The sequence below is a fragment of the Thomasclavelia cocleata genome (assembly GCF_900102365.1).
GTDB classification, from domain to species: Bacteria; Bacillota_I; Bacilli_A; order Erysipelotrichales; family Coprobacillaceae; genus Thomasclavelia; species Thomasclavelia cocleata.
Window position 1 is genome coordinate 1 of the sequence record NZ_FOIN01000041.1, and the last position, 22942, is coordinate 22942.

A 22942-nucleotide genomic window follows, 5' to 3' on the forward strand; every position below is an offset into this window, starting at 1 on the left:
GTTTACAATCGGAAGAAACAACTGGCTGTTCATGAATACAGTAAAGGGTGCAGATTCCAGTTCTTATATCTACAGCCTTGTTGAGTCAGCAAAACTAAATAATCTAAAACCGTATGATTACTTTAATTATATTTTAAGCATCTTACCTGGTAAGGACATGAATGACGAAAAATTATTAGAATCAGTAATGCCGTGGGCAGAACTACCAAAAGAATTATATAATCCTAAGAAATCATAGAAATATGATCTTTTAGTGCTCAATAACTATTACACCATTATTATAAACTAAATAATGGTGTTTTTAAGGTGTATGTTATTTGACGCTTACTCAGCATATGACACATAGAAAAATAATTGCTATCGCAAATCAAAGAGGAGGTGTTGGTAAAACAACAACATCTATAAATTTAGCAAGTGCGTTAAACTTGAAACGAAAAAAAGTATTACTTGTAGATTTTGACCCTCAAGGTGATTCTGGAAAAGCACTTGGGTATAATACCAATGAGTTAAATAAAACTATAGCAAATATGATGCTTGAAGTAATTGTAAATGATCAGTGTAATTATGATGATATACTTCATCATAAAGAAGGATTTGATTTTATTCCTACCAATAATCGTCTAGCTACAATCGAATTAACTTTGGCAAATTTAGAGGATAAGGAAACAGTCTTAAAAGATGTTATTACACCGTTAAAAAATCAAAGTGTGATTATTCCTACTCAATCGGAATATTTATCTACTGCGGGAACAAAAGATTTAGTATCATCCATTTTAAAAACTAAAAAAGATATTAACCCTCAATTAGAAGTGTAAAAACAATGATACGTATCACCTTTCACTTTTCTATACACTTGGAATAGACAAAGACTGTCGATATCATATTGATGAGTTATATAATAAAAAAGATGATTCCATTATCATTAATGGACTAAATCAACCATGGCAAACCAGCGGTTCTGATCTAACAACAAGATTAGCCTTTAATTTATGGAACGGCTATGCACAAGATGGCTATGAAAATGAAAGTACACCTTCAGAATTGTTCGCTTGTGAATATGCTCCATATTTTTTTGAAGCAGTTAAAATCAGATATCCTGAATACTGTAAAGAACAGCCTTATCGAAAAAATACAGGTAAAGAAAGATGAGCAAATCAATTAAAACGAGAGATATCATCAAAGATGTTAAATCAATTGATAAGGTTCTAATTGCTGGGGAATGTATTCGTGATATATCTGCAAAAACAAAAGATAAAATTGAAGAAAATACACAATCTCAACACGCTGGTCCTCATGATTATGCTATTAGTAAAGTCAATGAAAATGCTGATCACTTTATTAATAAGGCTGGTATAGAAACAAAGATCCAAACTCAAAAAGGATACAGGCTTGTTAAAGAAAGAAGAAAACGTAAAAAAGCCTATATAGATAATAAAACAAATGAGTCTTCTAATAAAATAAAGACAAAAGAACATGCTCAAAAAAATATCAAAACTTCAGACAGTAAAACAAAAAAAGATATCAAAGCATCTAAATCAAATATCAAGAATACAAAGAGCAGTGGCATAGCAATCAAAAATACTTCTAAAACAACCATCAAAACTTCTCAACAATTAGCTAAGCAGTCAGCAATTAAATCTACTCAAGTATCAAAGGAATCTTGTCATATAGTAAAAACAATAGGTCGTAAATCATGGGCAGTATCAAAAAAGGGAGTTGGTGCTGTTAAAAGAATAATTGATACAACAAGGACAGCACTTGCTTTTCTTTGTTCAGTTGGCTGAATTGCAATTCTTATTATATTACTGATTGCCCTGATTGGTGGAATCTTTATGACTGGAAGTTCCAGTACAGGCAGTGGTAATCAGTTATCACCGGAAGTTATTGAATATATTCCAGTCATTCAAAAGTATGCAGATGAGTATGAAATACCTCATTTTGTTAATGCGTTACAGGCAATCATGATGTAGGAAAGCGGTGGTAAAGGAAGTGATCCAATGCAGTCCTCAGAGTGTTCTTTTAATACAAGATTTCCAAATACACTAAATGCTATTACCGAGCCAGAGTATTCAATTCAAGTAGGTGTTCAAAACTTTGCAGACTGTCTGAAAAGAGCAAACTGTACTGATCCACTAGATATTCCTCTATTAAGTCTAGCAATGCAAGGATATAATTTTGGTAATGGTTATATTGAATGGGCAATAAAAAACTTTGGAGCTTATTCACAAGGAAATGCTAAAATGTTTGTAGATGAACAAGCACGTGTGAGCATGGCTGGAACAGTTATGGAGATCCTGAGTATGTTCCACATGTTATGAGGTATTATCAATTTGTGAGTTTAGGAACAAGTAATAGCAAATTAGTCAATGTTGCATTATCGCAAGTAGGAAATCAAGGTGGAATTCCTTACTGGAGTTGGTATGGTTATAGTAGTCGAGTTGAATGGTGCGCCTGTTTCATATCTTGGTGTGCGTATCAATCAGGAGATTTAGATATATCCATTCCAAAATTTTCAGTAGTTAAAGATGGTATTCAATATTATCAAGATAAAGGGCAATGGAAAGATAAAAATCACATACCTAAAACTGGTGATTTAATTTTCTTTGACTGGCAACAGGATGGTATATCTGATCACGTAGGAATTATTGAGAGGGTAGAAAATAATATTATTTACACTATTGAAGGTAATTCCAGTAATCAAGTTAAAAGAAATAACTATCTTTTAAAAAGTAAAGTTATTTTTGGATATAGTCAGATTAATTAAAGTAATCAAAAGTTAAAAAATTAGGATTGCATATTTTTGGATAAGAAATAAAAAATATTTAACTGATAATAAAATGATACAAACAAAAATTTGGTGTAAAAATTAAATAGAAAGAAAATACTTATTTCTTTCTATTTAGCTTTACTATCATATTAATGTATTTTTGATGTTTGTTAATTTTGAGGAGTACTATAAAATATCGTCTTTTCGTATCCAGCAATCATTTTCATTAATTAGATAAGGATTTTTTTTATTATTTAGAATTTTGGTTATTTTACCATGACCATAAAGAGGTTTTAATGGATTGTCTGAATCACTAGATATATAACATTTATTAAATGAAACTTCAGTACCTATAGTGATACTTCTTTCAACATTTGGTATAATTGGATTAATAATTTTACAATAATCCTTAAATGAGTAGTTTAAATCTACTGGACCATTTATCCCATCGACTTTTCCTTTATCACTGTATTGCCATATTCCACATACAATATCGCATTTTTCTTTATTCCATTGGGCAATCCATTTATCGTATGGTTTTAAAATATCATGATTTAGTTTATTAAGATACCAATCTTTATTACAATAATACATTGCATAGTAATTATTTTTTTCAATAGTATCACAAAAAAATTTAATTATATTTGAAAGTTGGTTTTTGGAAAGATTTCCTTGATTTTTATTATCCTCAACATCAATAGAAATTGGATAATTTATTTTATATGCTTTTGCAAGTGTTATACAAAATTCAGCTTCTTCTATTGCTTCATCAGTAGTTTTAGCAGTTGAATATATGTATAATCCAACAGGAATGTTTAGACGATTTGCTTCTTTTATATTATTCTTAAATTTTTCATCCGTAAATATTTTTCTATTATTAATTCCGCGATATGCACATCTAATAATAATAAAATCAACATTATTTTTTAAGTTTTCAAAGTCAATATTGCCATTATGCTTTGAAATATCTACACCTTTTAACATGATTATCTATTGATCCTCCTTTAATAAATTTTCTAAAATAGTTATGATTTTTTTAATTGCAGTATTTTTTTTTAATCCAATTATTGCTAAATTTTCATTTATACTGATGATTTCATTTATCAGATATCCAATTGTAATCATATTTTTACATATATCTAAACTAAAATTTATATCGATTTCATATCCAATCCATACCATAATCAAAATACTAACCTTTTTCATAATTCCTAAATATCCTGCTTTTGAGTTTAGAGAACCATCAGGGGAATTATTTGATTTTTTTAGAAAATAAGCTATGTATACACCCATAATATAATCAATAATTATTGTACTTGTTAAAAAAATAACTAAATCATCCTTACTGATAAAAACATTAAATAAAATTAATAAGAATACTAAAATTAAGCAGACTTTAAATAATTTTTTTTTCATATTTTCCTCCATACTTGAGGTTAATCATCATGAAATTTAAGAAAAGTTAGTTTTTGAATTTTTAAATTTATATCCCTTAAAATAATATTTATTTTATTTCTTAAACCACTTTCAGAATAATACATTGAATAAGCTACATATTCTAATCCTTTATTATTTTTTAACATGAGGCAATTTACAATAATATTTTTATTACTTTTATCTTTAAAAAAATTTTCTACAAAAATTAGGTTCAATAATTGTAAGGATTGTTCTTTTAAATCATTATTTTTTAAATATATGTCTTTCCAATAAGGATAAAGCATAATATATGATTTTATAATTTCAATGTTATTTTTTTCAGAGCTCGGTATTTTATAAAATCCCATTTTCTTTAGCCTCCTTTAAAACTTTATTAATTAACTTATCATAAGTGTAATAATATTTTCTCCTTTTTTTTATTCCAAGCTTTGAAAGTTTCTCATCTAAAGATAAATCACTATTGAAATATGTTGTTAAAAATTTTAACTCATCATCATTAAAAATATTTAACATACTTTTCAAAAATTTGAAATTTTCCTTATTGATGTAATAAAAATAGTTCTTTTCATTTAATTCAATATCTTGTTCAAAAAATGTTTTTAATTGTATTGCAAATTTAACCTGTAATTCAACATATTTTAATTTATTCATAATTTCTTACCTCGTTTTTATTTTAATAGATTGTGTGACTGGACTTTCGCAACCATTTATTAAAAAAACTGAGCTCAATTTATCAGCTCAGTCTTATTAAAAATTGGTATTTAAATTATTAAATTTATTTATCCCTCCCTTTTTTAATAATCATTTTAAAATTATTACAATAGTTTAGTAACTTACAAAGCTATATACTATTGGCTGCAAAAGATTTTTAAATTTAAGTATAATAAAGCTCTGTCAGAAAAATTTTACGACAGTAAAAGTAAGAAAAAATAAAATGTGATTTTCTGCGTTTATATGTGAAAAATTGTATATTTTTGTTAGGAATTAGACTATATTTTTAGATAACTATTTATGAAATTGTAATCGTTTGGAAATAACAGGTAAATTAAAATTTATTGATTTTATTTCAAATATTAACGATTTAGTATTTTATAAATTTAGATTTGTTAAGGCAAAATAATTGTGAAAAATATATAGTCAACTGATTTTATTGACAGGTATATAAAAATTTAAAAGTTATGAATTAAAGAATAAACTATTAAAATACATTCAATATTTAATAGTAGCGAAAGTTCAATTTTATAGTTGTTATGATATATGTGTAGTCAAAACCGGTTTATACTACAAAATATATTATACAAGGAGAAATTAAAATGGATGCAATGGTTTTAGCAACACAAAAATGGCTTAATTCAACATATGGAAATGATAAAAGATTTAATCGTATTACAGAGGATGGTTTAACTGGATGGAATACAATTTACGCTTTAAGAAGAGCGTTACAAATTGAAGAAAACATTACAGAAACTAGTAACAATTTTGGAGATAAAACATATTCACTATGTCCAAATATTAATCAAGGAGCAACAGGAAATTTAGTATATATAGTACAAGGTGGATTATGGTGTAAAGGATACAATCCAGGAGGGTTAGATGGTATTTATGGAAATGCTACATATACTGCTGTGAAAAAATTAAAAAGTGATATGGGATTTCCAACAGCATCTGGTAATATGAATAAAGATATTATGAGGGGATTGCTTGATATGAATGCATTTACTCTACTTAGAAATGGAACCGATAAAATTCGTTCTGTTCAACAAGCAATTAACTATGACTACTATGATTATTATAGGATTGTTCCATGTGATGGATTATATGGACGTGAATTAAATAAAGCATTAATTTATGCTTTGCAAAAGGAATTTGGGATTCCAAAAGCCTCAGCTACTGGGACGTTTGGTCCTACAACTACTTCAAGTATTAAAGAATATAGTAAAGGTACATCAAATAAAATTATTAAAATTGTTAAGTATGCACTAATTTGTAATGGTTATGGTGAAAATATTACATTAAACAATACATATGATGATGCGATGGAAAATGCAATTGAACAATTTGCTAGTTTTTATAGTTTAAATAGAACAGCAAATGTGTGTGGCAAATTAATTATTATGGGTTTATTATCAAGTTCAGGAGATACAAGTAGAAGTGCAAAAGCGTGTGATTGTGCAACCATTCTAGATTTCGATAAAGCACTTGCCTTAAAAAATGCAGGTTATACACACGTTGGCCGTTATTTAACAGGAACTGTTGGATCAACTACTTCAAAGGCATTAACAAGAGCAGAGCTTAATGAAATTTTTAGAGTCGGATTACGTGTGTTTACAATTTATCAAGATGGTGGTGCAAGTAGTACATATTTTAATGCAAATCAAGGTAAAATTGATGCTGAAAAAGCAGTTGCTGCGGCAAATAACTTAGGATTTAAAGAAAAAACTATTATCTATTTCGCAGTTGACTATGATTTTACATATGATCAAATGCTAAAAAAGGTCGTTCCATATTTTAAAGAAATAAAAAAATACTTTGCTAGAAGTATTAATATGAAAAACTTTAGAATTGGTATTTATGCATCTAGATATATCTGTACATGTATTTCTAACTACGGATATGCCTCAAGTAGTTTTGTAGCAGATATGTCACGAGGGTATAGCGGTAATTTAGGATATAAAATTCCTAATAATTGGGCATTTGATCAATTTAATGAATATAAATTTTCATATATAAATGGTACATTTGATTTAGATAAAGTTGCTTATTCTGGACGTTATACTGGAGAGGGAGCTATAAATGCTTTACCTAATACTTTTGAAGAAGTATTGGATTTTATAACTAAAAAAAGAAAATTACAGAGAAGTAGAGCTATTGATTTCGTTAATTCTTTGCCATTAGGAAGCAGTGCCGATTTAAGTAATATAAATTTTGATGGAAAACGGACATTGATTTATGGTAATTCATTCAAACCAGACGGATTATGTATTTGGCTTCAGTTTAATAGTGGGTTTGAAAGTGATAGTTCTAAATTTTTGAAAAAGGTTGGCGCTATTAACTTTGATTTGGAAAGTGGAAAAGGCAGTATCAATTGGCAAGATAATCTACAAGATGCGTTACAATCATTAAATATTTTTTCAAGTCAACGTATGAATGATATTACTGCACTTGCATCAAAAACTGCTGTAGAAGTTAAAAATGGAGATGTTTATACAGGACTGACTCTAAATTTAAGCGGGAATCTTGAACTCCAATATGGTATTGAATTTAAGGAAATAATCGATGATACAACATTTACTTTCGGAGTAAAAGTCATCTATGAATTTTATAAATTAAAAAATACAAATAGTTTCGTCGCAGAAAGAATCACTGAAATTCAAACTCAACCTGGACCTGTTACGGCAGTAATTATGGCAACGCTTGGTGCATTAGATGATTTATTAAATGAAGCTCCTGATTATATTGGTAATTTAAGTACAGTTATAATAGATGTGTTCACGGATGAAACAGTTGTAGAGACTCTCGCTGTTAGTGCTACTATATTTATTGGAATACTTTGTTTAGCTGCAATGTGTATTATATAATAAATATAAGTGATATTTGTATTTTATGGAATAGATCTCTTTGCTCATTTATCGAGTAAGGGGATTCTTTTTTGTGCTACAAAGCTATTAAAAGGACATCTTTTGTTTGATTTGTCCATAAAAAACATCATGTTATTATACTTTTGTAAAATATATTATTAATATCTCAAAAACTGAAAAATATTAAAATCTTTTAATTATATAAGAGATGGAAATATAAAAAAGGTATTAAAATCTCTTTGTAGGGATTTCAAATACCTTTTTAAACTTTAAAATTAATTTGAGAAACTGTAATTTCTCATTGTTTATTAGCTTTTGGAATATTATTTTAATAAAGTTTGTTAAAAATTTAGATTCAAATTTTTATATATTTATATTTACTTATTTATGCAAGTAATAATATATTTTTTTTCATTTTCTGAAAGTTTATCAGTAGTGATATAAAAACGTGCAATTTTTTTAAAATACATATACCTCTTTAAAGGGTATACTTTTTTAAATTGTTTATAGTAATAATATTTTTTCACTTCATCATATATGTGAGTTATTTTTTCTTCATCAAATATATAAGTATGGTTTTTATGACCATGTAATTTTATATAAAATATGCTTGATAGAAATAGAAGAAAAAATAATATACAAAAAGTAGCTAAAATAAAATATGCGATTAAATGGGCTATTCCGTTTCGAATAAAAAAAGCTAAACTATCAATAAAAAAGCTCAATATATACATAATTATAAAGTGTGGGACAAATAAGTATTTCCATCCAAAGTAATAAAAAAATTTAAAGAATCCTAAAAATGTGTAGTGCATTTTAACTTCTATAGTTCGCATTGTTTTCCTCCACCATATGAAAATATGTATAGATTATAACTTTTTATAATAACTTAGTCAAATTAATTCTAGTTAAGGAACTTGTATAAATTATAATTAATATTCGATTTATTTTCATGAATTTATTAAGATAACAGTTATAATCTTATTTTTTGATAAGACTGATAAAACAATCTATTATTACTGCATAACTTATTTAGCTTTGAGACTTTATAATTTTGTAATATGTTAACTTTTTTGGTGTTGATATTATTTTCATTATAATAGTTAATAGTTTATTATTAATAATTGAATTTTTTCTTTATTATTCTATGTAATAAAATCAAACATGTTAATTGAATACCCATGTGCTATAAGTAAAGGTATTTTCTAATATTGAGGTTAACAACATACTAATATCTAACTTATCTATATTTTCAGGAATTTTGAGATTTATTATAACTTTAATATCAATATCAAATTTTCTCTATTTTGCTGTTCAAAATATAATGAATTGTATTATTGTTAGCTAAACTGTGTATTGATAGTGTCTTTTTTATAGTAGAAATAAAAATAAATTGTGATTTTATGCACTTATATGTGAAAAATTGTATATTTTTACAGTGAATTATATTATAAAATAATTAGTAAGCATTTTAGTATTATTACAATTTTATTATGTATTAGAGGTTTATAAAAGGAGTGAAGGTTATTTGAGTTTTCAATTTAAAATATTAATTGTTGAGGATGAACTAGATTATCAACAATTAATAAAAAAACATATAGAATTATATTTTAATAATATATTTTATGATTATGAAATAAAATTAGTGAGTGAAGATTTTAATAACTATGAAAATTACAAGAATGCTCAAATTATATTTTTAGATATCTGTTTAAAAAGTCATAATGGTATAGAAATAGCAACTAAATTAAAAAAGGAGAATTCAAATTTACTGATTATTTTTATTTCAAATATTAATAGTTTAGTATTTGATACATTTATGGCATTACCTTTTTTCTTTATTAGGAAAAGCTGTTTTGACAAAGATTTTGAAAATATGAGCATACAATTAAGAAATTTTATTGATAGACATATGAAAATTTTAGAGTTGCGTATTAATGGAAGAACTACTAAAATACATATTAATGAAATACTATATGTAGAAGCCGTGTTAAGAGAAGTTAGAATAGTGACAGTTGATCAGGAAATAATATATAAAAGTTCATTTTCGAACTTTTTAAAGTTGTATAGTAATAAGACGCTTATTCAAATTCAACGTTCTTATGCGGTTAATTTAAGTCAAGTTAAGTCTGTAGGCAGTAGTGATATTCTATTATCAAATAACGAATATTTGCCAATTAGTGAAAAATATAAAAAAAGTTTTATAGAACAATATAAAAAAATAATTTATTTTAAATTTGATACTTAATTATGCATATTTTTAAATTTGAACAGTAGCGAAAGTCCAATTTCGTAATAGGTATAATAAATTATAAACTTAAACAAATTTTTTGGAAACAAAAAAGGGATTTCCAATTATATCCAATACAGGATAGTAGGCAATCCAATAATAAAAATTTGAATTAAGTTCCATTGTACTAAAACGTATGTAATTCTTATGATGGCTTTTTTTGTAAGAACAGCTGTTCCAGTATCAATAATCAAAATATTTTAAATAAATACTGTTAATCTTGAGCACCTTAGTGGTAAAATGGACATGGTGACCCCCTCCCTAAATGAAGTGGTATTCTATTGTGGAGTTGATCAGGATGAATCCAATAAAGGAAATATAGAATTTTTGTGAGGAACTCTATATTTTAATATCAGTTTCCCGTGACACTTTGGGCATTAGCACGCTGGCTGAACCTTTTGGTCACCGCTATCTGAATCAGACCTTGGAGTGGGCTGATTCAGTAATGTTCGACATAATGGAATTTTAGTCTTTCGGTTACTATTGGACATGAAACCATAATGTCAAATCTTTATAAAACGGGATGGCAGTATATGTTGCATAAATCTTCTAAGGAATTCACATGCACCAAAGAGTCATCTCTTTTTGTTTGGAATTGTCCTTATAGTCTTTGTATCTGAATGTATGATTGTTTTGATCATAATTCAGGATTCTTGAATTGGAGATAGCGACTCTATGGGAATATCTTCCAATATAATTTAAGACTGCCTGATTGTTTCCAAAAGGCTTTTTTGAATAGACAACCCATTCCTTTGAGTAAAGTTCATCAATAAGGGATTTATATGGTTCATCACGAATCATCAGGTTGTAAACCAAGTAAATTTATAGTATCATAATTCATGAGTTAAAACTCACACTCCTTTCAATGTTTTGGTTGTTTCTGCAAAACCATCATAACATGAAAGGATTTTTAATTAAAAAAATAACGGGGTAAAAACGTAAGAAAAGTATTCCCCTAAAAAGTATGGAATAAAAAAAGAGACCCCGTTCAATTGTGGAATAAGGGGGCTACCCTGTAAAAATTTAAATATCTAATTTCTTATACTGTCTTTTTTGTATAATTTATTTTTATAAAGATATAATCTTAATATTTATCTTAGTTTCATAACTTTAATTATTTCTATTATCAATTATAAACTGCATATCTCCAAAATTCTTATCATAGCTAGTAACGCTAGCACCTCCTATTAAATAAATACGATCATCAATGATATCTAATACTTCATAAGATACATCTAATAAACTTGTTATTCCATAAATATCACTTAAATAATATAATTCTCTTTCGTATGTTTTCAAATTAGTTTTTTCAATACCTACTGAGTCATACTCATAAATTGTATCATTATCATAATTTACTTTTGTACTTTTGATATTATCATAATATTCTGAATATTTATTTTTTAAATAGTCATTTTGAATAAATACTGGGTAATCATTCCATTCCATTCGATTAGTCTGTAATTACTTAATTCTCCAGTATCACTATTGAGATCAAAGGCTGTATATCTAGTTGTCCAATCAGCATCACTGATATCTAGGTATATTTTTTTATCATCAATTAGCATTGAAAAAGGATGGATATTAGGTGTATCAAACATTTTAAGTTCCTTAGTTTTAAGATTCATTCTTAATATACCAGTATTATATGCAGAATCATTTGAAAGATAAACACACATAAAAAGATAGCCATGATAGTATTTAGTATTTGTAATATGTATATCCATATCTTTAAAGTTTAATAAAGTTTCAATATTGCCATCTTTTTTCAGTTTATAAACATTTTCTGTGTAAACAAAATAAAGATTTCCCTCTTTATCTTTGCTAAATGCGGTATTAAAAAAATAAGGGTCTTTGTCAAGAAAATCAGGTTTTGTAATTTTTTCTGTTTGAGATGTTTGATTTTGATTATTGTCTTCTTTTTTTCTTGAGAATTGCTGCATCCCGTTATATTAACTGTAATTAGACATAAGAATAGAATTATTATTTTTTCCATTAATATTTCTCCCATTTTCTAATTAGATTTTTTGATTATTGTATAACACACTATTTATAATATTAATATTACCTTTTTTTATAATGCTCAGTTATATGAAAGTAAAATATGATTAATCTGATAGAATTAATATTTTTATATTTTTTATACTTTGTTTTTTGTAATTAAATTAGGATAATTTAATAGGGTAAAATTACAAATGAAAGACAAGTTGTTATTGATGTGATAAGTATAAAACAAATAATTAATGATTTAGAGATTGTGATAAAGGTATATTGGATTATTATAATATTTTATTAATTACTTAATTTAATCTGTTTCTAAATTGGCTTTTGTTTAAATGGTGTAATTATTATATTATTTCTATTGTTCCAATTAATATAAAGTGAGTTGAACAGTAATGTCTGTATATCAAAAGGGAAATTTGAATGATGCAAGGGGTGAGGATGTAATTGTTTATAGTATTCTAGTTAAATAAATATTATTAATTAAGCAATTTTTGCAATTATGATTAGCATTAGTATTGTTTTATAAATTTACTAAGATAACTGTTATAATCTCATTATCATGATTAGATTGATAAAACATTCTGTTATTATTACTACATAACTTATTTAGCTTTGAAATTTCATAATTTCGTAATTTGTTTATTTCTTTTTTATTAATACTATTTTCATTACAATAATTGATAGTTTTTATTAGAAATTGATTTTTTTCTTTATTAACCTGTATAATAAAATCAAATATATCGCTTGAATACTCGCGTGCTATAAGTAAAGCATTTTCTAATATTGAGGTTAACAACATACTTATATCTAACTCGTCTATATTTTCGGGGATTTTGCCATTTATTATGACCTTGATATTAATACCAAATTTTTTTATTTTCTCTATCTTGCTATTCAAAATATAGTTAATTGTATTATTGTTAACTAATACATATTTATTCTCTGTATCTATCTTTTCTATAAGTTCTTCAAGTTTAACTAAGGAATTATTCAAATTTTGTTTATCATAAATTGTTTGCGATTTAATCGATAATAGAATGTTTTTTAGATCATGATTCCATCTATTGATAAAGTTATATCTTTTGCGTACAGTGTCAATTATCTCTTTTTCATGTTTGATGGCATCAATGTAAAGTTGTTTTTTTATTGAGGTATCAAAATATACTGATAATAAAGCAGCTATTTTATATAGAAGTATATTTTCAATACAAAAAAATACAATCCCGCCAACTAAATAGTATTCTCCTTTATTAAATAAAACATAATTATTTGCAAATACTAAGATGATGATTATTTGTAATATCTCTATAAAAAGAAAATATAGTACAGCACGATCAGGAATATTAATTTTTTTATCTTTGTTGCCTTTTATAAAAAAATATTCAATTACTAATATGAGTTTATTGAAGAAAACTATCATTGTTGAAACAAAGGTGTATGTATCATCAAAAAACATATTTGATGCTGATAACGTGAATAATGTTCCAGCAAAAATAAAGATGCTGTTAAAAATTAATATATTTGCGATAACTATACTAATCGACAATAAAGTGTTTTTAATGTTAATTTGATTTACATTTATACAATATACTAACAGGATAATTATCAATACAATAATAGAAATAATATTCTTATTTAACAGGTAATTTATAACATGTGAAATTACACTCAATAAAATAATAAATAATTTATTGACTTTAGAATTACATTTTACATCATTTAGTAAATCGAGCATGTTAATAATAAAATAGTTATCCATCAACAGAGCTACTATAGAAAAGAAATAAGTTGCTATTTGCACAAATACTCACCATATTTTTTTTCAGATTCTTTTTTATAGGCTCTGCTGATAGGAATTAATGTACTATCTATCATTTCAATAGTAGAATCTGAATAGTTAAAAAATTTTATATATTTGCAGTTTATAAATTTTCCATATGTGGGCATTATATAGTCACAATCATTCATAAAAATATCTTTTATTGATTTAAAGGTTGCCCTAATTATATATTGTTTATCTTCATGAATTACTAAATTATTTTTACTGTGTGTTTCAATAATTCTAATCTTATCTTTATTAAGTACTAATTTTTTGTTACTGTCTTTGAAAATAACATCATTATTTTCATCATTTAACACGCTTATTAAATGACTAATTAAATTTTTTAAATCGATATCCAGTTTACTTTTTCGTATAAACCAAAAAATATCATACTTAAAACTATCGTAAATAATATTTTCAAATGAAGATACTATGATTAATTTAGTTGTATTATTTATGTTGTGTTTTTCAAGGTAATCGAAAGAGTTTTCTTTTTTAAAATTGTAATCTAAAAATAGAACATCAACTTGTTTATTTGTAACAAATTCAGTTAATTGTTCCAAAGATAGGAATTTATAGATATTAAATTCAATATTGTTAAAACTAGAAATAAAATTTAAACTTATGAGATCTAAAAATTCTTTATCATCATCACAAAATATAATATTATACTTTTTCATAAATTGTTTGCTCTCCCTTCTAAAATTATTTTGATAATAAATTTTCCCATATAATTGCAAAAATTCACAAGTGTATAAAAAAGTATTCGGTGTGTGCTAAAATAAAATCGCTCTATAATAGTGTAATAGGAGGAAATATATGATTGAAAATTTATCTTTAAAAATTGCTAGATCGGTAATACCTGAAAATGAGGCTTCAGGTTCTAATATAGCAATAATTTCGTATGGAGTACAAGCAATTATATCAACTTTAGCAACTTTGTTGTTATCTTTATTTGTAGCTATTTTTTTTTCAAATAAGATATTTGAGTTGCTGTTGTTTTCGATTACCTTTATACCTATTCGTTTACTTCATAAAGGTTATCATTGTAAAACGTTTTTTGGGTGCGTAATTACATCAAATATAATGCTTGTGTGTGCAACATATCTAGCAAATATTATTCCAATAAAATTTTGTTTATCCTGTCTGCCTATTTTACTATTTATAGAGTATTGGGCATCGGTAGAAAAAAAGAAAGGATACGTTATTTTTGAAGCTACATATATATTTATTTTAAGTATACTTTATGAAGGCTTTATAATTTTCTCTTTTTTAACTCTACTCATAAGCAATATATTAATAATAGGAGGAAAATGCCATGGCAGCTGTATTATTTTTAAAAAGAGGAATATTTAATATTTCTTATTTTGCCGCTAGATTAGCGGATTCTCCAAATACATGGATATGGATGTATGAACCAAAAAGGCCAAAGACAATGAAATATAAAAAATGATCTATTAAATATTTTAGACGACTATTTAAGTTTATTGTTTTTAAATTCAAGATATTCAATAAATAATTTAATCTCATTTTTGATGCCATCTATATCCTGTAATTTTTTAGGAATAACAATCGTATAATTATCATCTTTTTCAAGTGGCAATGGTTCATTAGTGAGATTAAGAAAGTATTCTGGGATGACGTTGAAAAATTTGCAAATCTTAGTTAGCATCAAATCATTTGGTCTAGCTCTGCCTTGCTCATATGAAGCTAGCATCCCTTTTGTTATGCCAAGTTTATCAGCAAGCTGAGCTTGAGTTAGTGAAAATTCATCTCTCATAAATTGTATTCGTTCGCCAAGAATATTCATAAATTACCTCCAACAAAATAATTATATAATTATTTTGTTCTTTTCTTGGAAAATACAATTATATTATATTATAATGATGTTAATACAATATAATTGTATATTTTTTATGATGGACCAATTATTTTGTAATAAACTTTATAATTTTAATTTTAATTGTTATTATTTATTAATTTGGTGTATAAAAAAGTCTATTTGATGCAAGAATTAACGACAAATTTAGAATAAATTGGTAAATTGTATTTAAGATATGCATATCAAATAAACATGAAAGGGAAATTATTATGAAAATGAACAAAACGAAAAATTTAATTGTACTATCTCTTTGCTTTGTTACTATTTTTTCACAATTTAATATAGTAAATGCTCAGGGTACAATTAACAAAAGAAAAAGAAATGATGTAGGTGAATTAGTTGCTCAAAGTTATGCTGATAAATGGGCTGGATATACCGAGGTTCAGGCTTCTACAGAATCAACTGGATTAGTTAATAAATTATATACTAAGGGAGTTCTTAAATTAAATTCAACTGGAGAAACAATCTGGGTTGGAGAGAGAACAGATTCAGGAAATGGCGCTGGATACTCGCTAAAGCATAGTACTACTAAACACTATGATAAAAAATATGCATTTTATTCAACACACGAGACTATTCATACAACTTCAACAGTAATCTATTTAGTAAATACTGTAGCTTAATTATTTAAAGTCAAAGTTGGTTTATTTTAATCAATTTTGACTTTCTATTAAATGATATCTAGGAGAAAGATACATATGAAAGTTATTAAATTATTTATAATTATAATATTTTTGACGGGTTGTGTTCAAACAAAAAAAAATAATAAAATTAATATTGATGAATTCAATAAAAATATTGAGACATTATATGAGTTTTCGCATGGCTTGGAAGAATTAGATGATGTAATAGAATATGATGGTAATCCGATCAAATTGAATTATAGAATAGAAAATACAGGGAAAGAATTAAATCTGGGATTATATATTGCAGTTAATGGTATATTACAGGAGTATAAGATAGGAGAATCACTTTCTCTGTCACATGTAATAAATATTAAAAATGATGAGACAAAATCAATTGAATTAAATTTTCTACCAAATATAGGAAAAACAAACGATATTTATAATTTAAATATTTTTACTATTTTAGAACCAGAAAAAAAAATCAATTCCCTAAAAGAATATACGAATCAACATTCAATGAATCAGTTAGCAGTAAAAAAAATACATTTTAACACAGATGGTGGAAATAAAGTTAACAATTATTTAAAAAGTGATTTGTTACAAATGACCAATGATGAAATTGACTCATATGTTTTAAATGAAAATAATAAAATTTTTTCTATTTTAGATAATGACAGTGAAATTAAAATTTTTCAAGATGGTATAGAAAAAATGGATACTTTAACTGCAAATAAAGAAATATTACTACAATTATGCGGTCCAGAATCTGAATATGAAGTTATTGAATTTAATAATATGGAACCTGCTAGTTTAGGTTATGTGACATTAAAAAAAGATTTTTTTACAAAGGTTAATTTAAAAATAAATCAAGATACAAAAAATTATTTTATTATTCTTATAAAAAAAGGAGAGGATTCCAATGCATATGTTACACAATCAAAAAGGTTTCTTGTGGAAGGATAAAGCTAAATTAGTTTTATTAGCTTGTTTGTTTGTATTTATAGGATGTCATAATCAAGAAAAAAAACAAAATAAAAAAGAGTTGGAAGTAAATAATAAAGAAGAAACAGGTGAAGTAGAAAAAAAAGATATTTCATCGATTTTAGTTGATAACTATGCAATTGGTGGAATGGTAACAAACAAAGATTCATTGATAGTTGCTTATTATGCTAATACTGAGGATGTAGAGACACTGGCTTTTTTAAGAGATTATGATATTAATACATACGCTTTAAATAAAGAAGTTACAATTGATAAATATACTAGTACAACTAAATTAGTCAGTTATTCAAATTATTTTTATATTGATGATGGTACTCCTGGTTTAAAATGTTATGATTATGATTTAAACCTATTAAATAAAGTAGATGTGGGGACACTTAACTGTTTAACGATAATATCAAATCCTACATTAACGAAAGTAGCATATATAAAAAAAGATATAAACAATAGTCGGATTTTATATGTATGTGAAAATAGTATAGATTTAAATAATGAAAAAATAATTTTAACAATCAATCAAACGTTACCTAAACAAATTCTTTCAATTAAAGAAATTTTTTATTCATCTGATGGAAAAAAATTGGGTTTTATAGGGGATAGTTTTTTATCATTAGATCTAAATAGTGAGTCTAAGACAATATATGGAACAATTGATTTAGAAAATAATAGTAGTGATTTTAAATATAGAGAAAATATAGATGTAGCTTCGTGTAATGGTAAAATGCTAGTTCATTATCGTGATGGTTATCAATCAGAAAATTCAAAAAAAGATAATACAGTAATAGTTGATTTAAATACTAGTACAGAAAATATTTTTTCAACAAATATGAGTAACGAAAATTTAGAATTTTTTATGTGTGGTGAAAATTGTTTTGTTGAAGTTGGTTATGATTTAAATAACAGTAAAGATTCCTATATCTTAAAATTTGGAATTGATCAAAAACTTTATGATATTGATATTTCACAGATTCAAATAGAAGATGGAGCAGCAAGATTTAAAGGTGTTTATAGGAGTGATAAAGATAGTTTAATATTATATTATCAAACTTATAATGAAATAGAACATAAATTATCACAAAGTATAAAGGAAGTAAAAATCGGACATGAAAATTAGAGTTAGTAATCTAGATAAAAAATATACTAAAAAAGGAGATTTTATTCTTAAAAATATTAATCTTGAGTTGAATAATGGTATATATGGATTAATTGGACCTAACGGAGTTGGAAAAACTACTTTTTTACATGTTTTATTAGGGATTCTTCCAATGACAGCTGGTGAAATAATATGTGATAATGACATTAAATTTGCGTCTGATGAATTTTATAATCTTGTAGGATATTTACCCCAATATCCAAAGTTTTATAAACATTTTACAGCTAATGAATTTATGAGTTATATCTGCTCATTAAAAGGAATTAATTCAGTTGACACAAAAGAAAAAGTTAAGGAATTACTAGAGTTAGTCAATTTAGAGAGGGTAAAAAATAATAAAATTAGTACTTTTTCAGGTGGGATGAGACAACGTCTTGGGGTAGCACAAGCTCTTATAAATAATCCTAAATTATTAATATTAGATGAGCCTACTGCAGGATTAGACCCTAAAGAAAGGATAAGGTTCAGAAATATTTTATCTAGATTATCAAAGGATCGTATTATAATTTTTTCAACACACATAATTTCTGATATTGAATATATTGCAGATTGGATTATTTTTATGAAAGATGGTGAAATAATTAACCAAAATACACCTGCTAAGGTTATAAATGAACTAAAAAATAAAGTTCAGGAAATTACAGTAGAGGAAATTGAATTGGATAAATATATTAAAAAACACAATGTTATTAATTTAAAAAGACATGATGATAAAATTATAGTTAGAATATTGGCTAATAAAAAAATTGGTACTTTTTGTAAACCAAAACTTGAAGATATATATATGTTGTATTATGACGAATCAAATGTTTAGGACTATACGATTTGAAATTAAAAAAATATTTACTAAAAGTACTTTAGTACTGTTATTGATTTTATTATTTGCTAATGCAATAAATATTGCAGTAAATTATAATCAAACAAGTGATGTAATCTATGAACGAGGATATTCTAGTATTTATAATCATGTAAAAGGAACTATAACTAATGATAAAATATCTTTTATTACAAAAAACTTAGAAAAGATGACCAATCTTGTTAATGAAAATAAATATAACAGTAAGGAAGTTGATGATAATACCTACACAGGTTATGTTTATGGAGATATGAGTGTCTTTCAAGATATATATAATGAGATGTATGCTGCTGTATTATATAACAAATCAATATCAGAAAAATTAAATATTATAGAAGAAAATATTTCAAATGCAAAGCAGAAATCAAGCAAAGCAGTATACGAAGAACTAAAAGATCGAATGAGCAATCGTGTGATATCGAAATATTATAATACTAGAGGAATGGAAGCATACCTTGATTATAATTTTTCGACTATATTAATTATTTTATTAGTTATAACTTGTGTTATACAGTTATATACGATTGATAGAAAAAATGAAATGGTGTTGTTAATTGGAACAACAAAAAAATATTATAAGCAATATACAAAAGGAAAATTATTATCAGTTTTTTTTATAATATTTTTTTCAGTGATATTTTTTAGACTAATAGACTATATGATATTTAAACAATTTAATTATGTAGAAGGGTTTCTAAATCCATTATATAGCTTGCCATATTTTAATTTCACATACAGTAATGTTACTATTATAGGGTATCTTTTAATCGATACCATTTATAAGATTTTGATTATTTATTTTTTTGCTCTTATTATAATTATTTTATCAAAGTTTATAAAAAAGAGTTTTATTTTAGTAGGAATATCAGTGCTATTAATTTTTTGTTTATTAAATCTAGAATACTATTTTTATTTTCCTATTGCTTTGCTTCAATCAAAAATAATTTTTCAAACAGGCAAATTAATTACATTTTTAAATGTTATTGTTAATATACCAATAATACAAATTATTTTCATTATTATAATGGTTTCAATATTTAGTTTAATTATTTTAAAGTTCTTTGAAAGAAGAGTAAAGTTATGAAGCAAATATTTATAGTAGAATTAAATAGAATATTAATTAAAGAGAGAATACTTGCAACACTAATCATATTTATTCTATTTGGAACTGTTTTTCAATGTGTTACTATGAAAGTGCCAAATCAGCAAATTTATGAGCAACATGAAGATTATTTAGATACATACAAATTTCTAGAGGGTCCATTGACTATCGAAAAAGATGATTTTATTACTAAAAAAGATTTAGAAATAAAAAGCAATGAGATAAATAATCAAAATGCTATTAAAGATTATAAAGAAGATAAAATATCATTAGAAAAATTTAAATCAACTTTAAAATCTAAGGCTGATATCGAAAATCAAGTTGAATTATTTAATAATGTAAAAAAACAATATGAATACGTAAAGAAAATAGGTAATGTTGAATTTATTGATGTTAATGGACTGACGGTTTTAGTTAATGGACAGTTTGATTTTGTACTGTACTTATTCATGATCATACTAGTAATAACAATTTATTTACGTGATATAGAATCTGGAATGGATGTTGTGATTAGTACAACAAAAAATGGTAATAGAAATATTTGGCTTGTTAGGTTTATCATTGCTGTGTTACTTGCAACACTCGCTTTTATAGGTGTGGAAACTTTTCGATATATATATATTTTATTAATATATGGTATAAGTAATTTATCAACAAATATTTCAACTTCTAGCATTATTGGCAATACAAAGTGGAATTTAAGTTTTTTACAACTTTATATAGTAGTTATAGTATTAAAAATAATATGGATATTTCTTACTACCCACTTTTTAGTACACCTTTGTAGATATATTAAAAACAGTTTGTACAATTTTGTTTTTAATTTTATATTGATTATTTTGCCATATATGATTTTCTCATCACGTATATTGTCATTTAATCCACTAATAGGATTAAATGAACCAATCAATTATTTTAAAGGTACAATTCTAAGTGATAATAATGTTATATTTAAGGCTTTTAATAATAAAGAATATCTTTATATAATCTGTACATTCTTTTTATTTGTTTTTATTAACATTTTTTTAGAAACAAGGAGAAGAAAATCCAATTTAAAAGTAAATAAAATACTAATAATTTGTATTTGTTTTAGTATATTTATTAGCGGATGTACCCATAAAGAGCTTTTAAAAGATGTAAGATATAATTCATTGCCGTTTTCGCATTTTGAAAAAGGGGATAATTATATTTTTGATATAGAAAATGAAAAGTTTATAAATACTAAAAACAATGAAGAGTTCTTGATAGAACGTGATCCTTTTGTAAATGGAACAATTGTTAATGGCAATTATTACAAAAATTCCTATTATTACCTCTCATTAAGTAATAATAGTTACGAGATAAGAAAATTAAACTTAGATACTTTTGAAAGTGTAGAACTTTTTAAAGTGAATGCAGTAAATATTGATAATATTTTTAGAGATATTATGCGATATACAACTTCTCTAGAAGATATTAAGATTGAAATTCCTGATTCTATTTTTTGTGACGGAAACACTATATTGCTTTTTTATAAAAATAAGATAGAGTTTATTGATCTGCAAACTAATAAAAAACAGATATTAATAAAAAATAGTATTATACCAACAGTATATTCAATACAATATGATAATATATATTATTTAGACAGTTATTACCAATTGCATAAATATCATATTTCAAGTAAAAAAGATGAAATTTTATTTGATGAGTTAGTAACATCATTTTGCATTGATAATGGAAAAGTATATTATAGAGAATTAAAAAGTGGATATATTTACGAATATAATAAAAAGAATCATAAAAAAATTATAGATGTAAATATACTATATTTTTATGTTAATAATGAACAGTGTTATTACGTTGAAGAAAGTTCTTTATTGCCATACTGTTATGATATCGTAAACAATAATAAGGTGGAGTTAGTAAATTATAAGGTGTATTCTTTTATAGTAGAAGAAAATAACTTTTATTATTCTTATTATGAAGAAAAAGATCATTCGATAAGAATAGATTACAAAAAAACATATTAGATGTAAATAAAAAATGAAATTGATAACAAAATTTCTATCCATTATCCTATTCCTAATCATTAGATAGTATTTTGTCGTTTCAAAATAAATATCTTTAACACATGATGTGAATAGGGGCTGTAACGAAATAAAATAGTTAAGTTCCAAAACAAAAAAGACAATATCTCAGTGAGTTGCTGAGAAATATTGTCTTTTTTGGTATAATTAGATCATGGAAACAACGACTTTTTCACAATCTAATTACATTACTCATTATAACGCAATTCAGGTATCTTTGCCAATGAATATTGGAACAATTATTGATCCAGATGATGAGGTTGTTTCTTTCTTAAAGGTGATGGAAGGAGTGAACTGTTCTAAATATATTAAAAATGTCAGTCACCGGGGTAGAAAGGGATATGATAAGGGAAT

General features: G+C 25.2%; 28 protein-coding genes and 1 pseudogene. 18 read left to right on the forward strand and 11 right to left on the reverse strand.

Translation table 11 applies throughout. The features are described 5' to 3' along the window. The 7 genes from BMW96_RS11490 to BMW96_RS14565 all read left to right on the forward strand — a co-directional run. On the forward strand, positions 1-238 hold a 238-nt coding region (locus tag BMW96_RS11490; RefSeq protein WP_218139425.1), incomplete at its 5' end, for a transposase domain-containing protein. 79 nt (positions 239-317) lie between these two features. Next, a complete protein-coding gene (locus BMW96_RS11495) occupies positions 318-815 on the forward strand; it encodes a ParA family protein (RefSeq protein ID WP_244881315.1) in 498 nt (165 codons plus the stop codon). Positions 816-858: 43 nt separating this feature from the next. Next, a complete protein-coding gene (locus BMW96_RS14545) occupies positions 859-1149 on the forward strand; it encodes a DUF6075 family protein (protein WP_228762328.1) in 291 nt (96 codons plus the stop codon). Next, positions 1146-1784: a hypothetical protein gene (locus tag BMW96_RS14550; RefSeq protein WP_244881316.1), complete on the forward strand. Its 639-nt coding sequence runs from the start codon at positions 1146-1148 to the stop codon at positions 1782-1784. The genes BMW96_RS14545 and BMW96_RS14550 overlap by 4 nt, the downstream gene beginning before the upstream one ends. Positions 1785-1832: 48 nt before the next feature. Further along, entirely contained in the window at positions 1833-1970 is a 138-nt protein-coding gene (locus tag BMW96_RS14555) for a hypothetical protein (protein WP_228762325.1), read from the forward strand. Between the two features lie 27 nt (positions 1971-1997). Then, positions 1998-2318: a lysozyme family protein gene (locus BMW96_RS14560; RefSeq protein ID WP_244881317.1), complete on the forward strand. Its 321-nt coding sequence runs from the start codon at positions 1998-2000 to the stop codon at positions 2316-2318. Positions 2319-2332: 14 nt separating this feature from the next. Then, a complete protein-coding gene (locus tag BMW96_RS14565) occupies positions 2333-2764 on the forward strand; it encodes a CHAP domain-containing protein (RefSeq protein ID WP_244881318.1) in 432 nt (143 codons plus the stop codon). 189 nt (positions 2765-2953) lie between these two features. Here BMW96_RS14565 and BMW96_RS11510 read toward each other — a convergent pair whose 3' ends face one another. The 4 genes from BMW96_RS11510 to BMW96_RS11525 are packed head-to-tail and all read right to left on the reverse strand — an operon-like array spanning position 2954 to position 4855. Next, positions 2954-3751 (reverse strand): glycoside hydrolase family 25 protein, encoded by a 798-nt coding sequence (locus BMW96_RS11510; RefSeq protein ID WP_092356050.1) that lies wholly within the window; start codon positions 3749-3751, stop codon positions 2954-2956. 6 nt (positions 3752-3757) lie between these two features. Continuing rightward, complete coding sequence (locus BMW96_RS11515; protein ID WP_157796022.1) at positions 3758-4183, reverse strand: phage holin family protein; 426 nt, start codon at positions 4181-4183, stop codon at positions 3758-3760. Positions 4184-4203: 20 nt separating this feature from the next. Beyond that, positions 4204-4551 (reverse strand): hypothetical protein, encoded by a 348-nt coding sequence (locus BMW96_RS11520; protein WP_092356056.1) that lies wholly within the window; start codon positions 4549-4551, stop codon positions 4204-4206. Beyond that, on the reverse strand, positions 4538-4855 hold the full coding sequence (locus BMW96_RS11525; RefSeq protein ID WP_092356059.1) for a hypothetical protein: 318 nt from the start codon (positions 4853-4855) through the stop codon (positions 4538-4540). The genes BMW96_RS11520 and BMW96_RS11525 overlap by 14 nt, the downstream gene beginning before the upstream one ends. 662 nt (positions 4856-5517) lie before the next feature. Here BMW96_RS11525 and BMW96_RS11530 point away from each other — a divergent pair. Continuing rightward, positions 5518-7782 (forward strand): glycoside hydrolase domain-containing protein, encoded by a 2265-nt coding sequence (locus BMW96_RS11530; protein ID WP_092356062.1) that lies wholly within the window; start codon positions 5518-5520, stop codon positions 7780-7782. Positions 7783-8159: 377 nt separating this feature from the next. Here the strand turns inward: BMW96_RS11530 and BMW96_RS11535 are convergent, their stop codons facing one another. Next, positions 8160-8618 (reverse strand): hypothetical protein, encoded by a 459-nt coding sequence (locus BMW96_RS11535; protein ID WP_092356064.1) that lies wholly within the window; start codon positions 8616-8618, stop codon positions 8160-8162. Between the two features lie 692 nt (positions 8619-9310). Here BMW96_RS11535 and BMW96_RS11540 point away from each other — a divergent pair. Continuing rightward, entirely contained in the window at positions 9311-10030 is a 720-nt protein-coding gene (locus tag BMW96_RS11540; RefSeq protein WP_092356067.1) for a LytR/AlgR family response regulator transcription factor, read from the forward strand. A 600-nt stretch (positions 10031-10630) separates the two neighbouring features. Here BMW96_RS11540 and BMW96_RS14845 read toward each other — a convergent pair. The 5 genes from BMW96_RS14845 to BMW96_RS11565 all read right to left on the reverse strand — a co-directional run bounded on the left by BMW96_RS14845 (position 10631) and on the right by BMW96_RS11565 (position 14578). After that, a complete protein-coding gene (locus BMW96_RS14845; RefSeq protein WP_092356069.1) occupies positions 10631-10873 on the reverse strand; it encodes a transposase in 243 nt (80 codons plus the stop codon). 309 nt (positions 10874-11182) lie between these two features. Next, positions 11183-11521, reverse strand: a complete 339-nt coding sequence (locus BMW96_RS11550; protein ID WP_092356072.1) for a hypothetical protein — start codon at positions 11519-11521, stop codon at positions 11183-11185. Next, a complete protein-coding gene (locus BMW96_RS11555; protein ID WP_092356074.1) occupies positions 11476-12015 on the reverse strand; it encodes a hypothetical protein in 540 nt (179 codons plus the stop codon). The genes BMW96_RS11550 and BMW96_RS11555 overlap by 46 nt, the downstream gene beginning before the upstream one ends. 581 nt (positions 12016-12596) lie before the next feature. Continuing rightward, the gene (locus tag BMW96_RS11560) at positions 12597-13532 is read right to left on the reverse strand and encodes a hypothetical protein (RefSeq protein ID WP_143050747.1); all 936 of its coding nucleotides are present in this window, start codon (positions 13530-13532) and stop codon (positions 12597-12599) included. A 335-nt stretch (positions 13533-13867) separates the two neighbouring features. Further along, positions 13868-14578: a LytR/AlgR family response regulator transcription factor gene (locus BMW96_RS11565; protein WP_092356080.1), complete on the reverse strand. Its 711-nt coding sequence runs from the start codon at positions 14576-14578 to the stop codon at positions 13868-13870. A gap of 139 nt (positions 14579-14717) precedes the next feature. Here BMW96_RS11565 and BMW96_RS11570 point away from each other — a divergent pair, with 139 nt between their 5' ends. Together BMW96_RS11570 and BMW96_RS13935 are read left to right on the forward strand one after the other, a co-directional pair. Then, a complete protein-coding gene (locus BMW96_RS11570) occupies positions 14718-15254 on the forward strand; it encodes an accessory gene regulator B family protein (protein WP_092356083.1) in 537 nt (178 codons plus the stop codon). Then, positions 15217-15351 (forward strand): AgrD family cyclic lactone autoinducer peptide, encoded by a 135-nt coding sequence (locus BMW96_RS13935; protein ID WP_143050748.1) that lies wholly within the window; start codon positions 15217-15219, stop codon positions 15349-15351. Before BMW96_RS11570 ends, BMW96_RS13935 begins: the two co-directional genes overlap by 38 nt. A gap of 21 nt (positions 15352-15372) precedes the next feature. Here BMW96_RS13935 and BMW96_RS11575 read toward each other — a convergent pair whose 3' ends face one another. After that, positions 15373-15708: a helix-turn-helix domain-containing protein gene (locus BMW96_RS11575; protein ID WP_092356086.1), complete on the reverse strand. Its 336-nt coding sequence runs from the start codon at positions 15706-15708 to the stop codon at positions 15373-15375. A gap of 281 nt (positions 15709-15989) precedes the next feature. Between BMW96_RS11575 and BMW96_RS11580 the strand changes: the two genes are divergently transcribed. From BMW96_RS11580 to BMW96_RS13940, 7 genes and pseudogenes are all read left to right on the forward strand, one after another. Next, positions 15990-16403, forward strand: a complete 414-nt coding sequence (locus BMW96_RS11580; protein ID WP_092356089.1) for a hypothetical protein — start codon at positions 15990-15992, stop codon at positions 16401-16403. A gap of 75 nt (positions 16404-16478) precedes the next feature. Beyond that, entirely contained in the window at positions 16479-17369 is an 891-nt protein-coding gene (locus BMW96_RS11585) for a hypothetical protein (protein ID WP_092356092.1), read from the forward strand. Then, the gene (locus BMW96_RS11590; protein WP_092356095.1) at positions 17326-18522 is read left to right on the forward strand and encodes a hypothetical protein; all 1197 of its coding nucleotides are present in this window, start codon (positions 17326-17328) and stop codon (positions 18520-18522) included. Before BMW96_RS11585 ends, BMW96_RS11590 begins: the two co-directional genes overlap by 44 nt. Next, positions 18512-19375, forward strand: coding sequence for an ATP-binding cassette domain-containing protein (locus BMW96_RS11595; RefSeq protein WP_092356098.1), 864 nt, complete (start codon positions 18512-18514; stop codon positions 19373-19375). Before BMW96_RS11590 ends, BMW96_RS11595 begins: the two co-directional genes overlap by 11 nt. Further along, positions 19368-20501 carry a hypothetical protein gene (locus tag BMW96_RS11600; RefSeq protein WP_092356101.1) on the forward strand — a complete coding sequence of 378 codons (1134 nt, stop codon included), beginning with the start codon at positions 19368-19370 and terminating at the stop codon, positions 20499-20501. Before BMW96_RS11595 ends, BMW96_RS11600 begins: the two co-directional genes overlap by 8 nt. Beyond that, the gene (locus BMW96_RS11605) at positions 20498-22531 is read left to right on the forward strand and encodes a DUF5050 domain-containing protein (protein WP_092356103.1); all 2034 of its coding nucleotides are present in this window, start codon (positions 20498-20500) and stop codon (positions 22529-22531) included. Before BMW96_RS11600 ends, BMW96_RS11605 begins: the two co-directional genes overlap by 4 nt. 211 nt (positions 22532-22742) lie before the next feature. Further along, positions 22743-22942, forward strand: a pseudogene (locus BMW96_RS13940) (transposase); the annotation flags it as partial.

Excerpts from the sequence above, each read along its gene's own strand:
- BMW96_RS11580 (WP_092356089.1), top strand. The coding sequence starts at position 15,990 with ATGAAAATGAACAAAACGAAAAATTTAATTGTACTATCTCTTTGCTTT.
- BMW96_RS11585 (WP_092356092.1), top strand. The coding sequence starts at position 16,479 with ATGAAAGTTATTAAATTATTTATAATTATAATATTTTTGACGGGTTGT.
- BMW96_RS11595 (WP_092356098.1), top strand. The coding sequence starts at position 18,512 with ATGAAAATTAGAGTTAGTAATCTAGATAAAAAATATACTAAAAAAGGA.
- BMW96_RS11515 (WP_157796022.1), bottom strand. The coding sequence starts at position 4,183 with ATGAAAAAAAAATTATTTAAAGTCTGCTTAATTTTAGTATTCTTATTA.
- BMW96_RS11605 (WP_092356103.1), top strand. The coding sequence starts at position 20,498 with ATGAAGCAAATATTTATAGTAGAATTAAATAGAATATTAATTAAAGAG.
- BMW96_RS11525 (WP_092356059.1), bottom strand. The coding sequence starts at position 4,855 with ATGAATAAATTAAAATATGTTGAATTACAGGTTAAATTTGCAATACAA.
- BMW96_RS14555 (WP_228762325.1), top strand. The coding sequence starts at position 1,833 with ATGACTGGAAGTTCCAGTACAGGCAGTGGTAATCAGTTATCACCGGAA.
- BMW96_RS11530 (WP_092356062.1), top strand. The coding sequence starts at position 5,518 with ATGGATGCAATGGTTTTAGCAACACAAAAATGGCTTAATTCAACATAT.
- BMW96_RS11550 (WP_092356072.1), bottom strand. The coding sequence starts at position 11,521 with ATGGAATGGAATGATTACCCAGTATTTATTCAAAATGACTATTTAAAA.
- BMW96_RS11520 (WP_092356056.1), bottom strand. The coding sequence starts at position 4,551 with ATGGGATTTTATAAAATACCGAGCTCTGAAAAAAATAACATTGAAATT.
- BMW96_RS11570 (WP_092356083.1), top strand. The coding sequence starts at position 14,718 with ATGATTGAAAATTTATCTTTAAAAATTGCTAGATCGGTAATACCTGAA.
- BMW96_RS11575 (WP_092356086.1), bottom strand. The coding sequence starts at position 15,708 with ATGAATATTCTTGGCGAACGAATACAATTTATGAGAGATGAATTTTCA.
- BMW96_RS11555 (WP_092356074.1), bottom strand. The coding sequence starts at position 12,015 with ATGCAGCAATTCTCAAGAAAAAAAGAAGACAATAATCAAAATCAAACA.
- BMW96_RS11600 (WP_092356101.1), top strand. The coding sequence starts at position 19,368 with ATGTTTAGGACTATACGATTTGAAATTAAAAAAATATTTACTAAAAGT.
- BMW96_RS11535 (WP_092356064.1), bottom strand. The coding sequence starts at position 8,618 with ATGCGAACTATAGAAGTTAAAATGCACTACACATTTTTAGGATTCTTT.
- BMW96_RS11590 (WP_092356095.1), top strand. The coding sequence starts at position 17,326 with ATGCATATGTTACACAATCAAAAAGGTTTCTTGTGGAAGGATAAAGCT.
- BMW96_RS14550 (WP_244881316.1), top strand. The coding sequence starts at position 1,146 with ATGAGCAAATCAATTAAAACGAGAGATATCATCAAAGATGTTAAATCA.
- BMW96_RS13935 (WP_143050748.1), top strand. The coding sequence starts at position 15,217 with ATGGCAGCTGTATTATTTTTAAAAAGAGGAATATTTAATATTTCTTAT.
- BMW96_RS14845 (WP_092356069.1), bottom strand. The coding sequence starts at position 10,873 with ATGATTCGTGATGAACCATATAAATCCCTTATTGATGAACTTTACTCA.
- BMW96_RS14560 (WP_244881317.1), top strand. The coding sequence starts at position 1,998 with ATGCAGTCCTCAGAGTGTTCTTTTAATACAAGATTTCCAAATACACTA.
- BMW96_RS11560 (WP_143050747.1), bottom strand. The coding sequence starts at position 13,532 with ATGTTTTTTGATGATACATACACCTTTGTTTCAACAATGATAGTTTTC.
- BMW96_RS11510 (WP_092356050.1), bottom strand. The coding sequence starts at position 3,751 with ATGTTAAAAGGTGTAGATATTTCAAAGCATAATGGCAATATTGACTTT.
- BMW96_RS11565 (WP_092356080.1), bottom strand. The coding sequence starts at position 14,578 with ATGAAAAAGTATAATATTATATTTTGTGATGATGATAAAGAATTTTTA.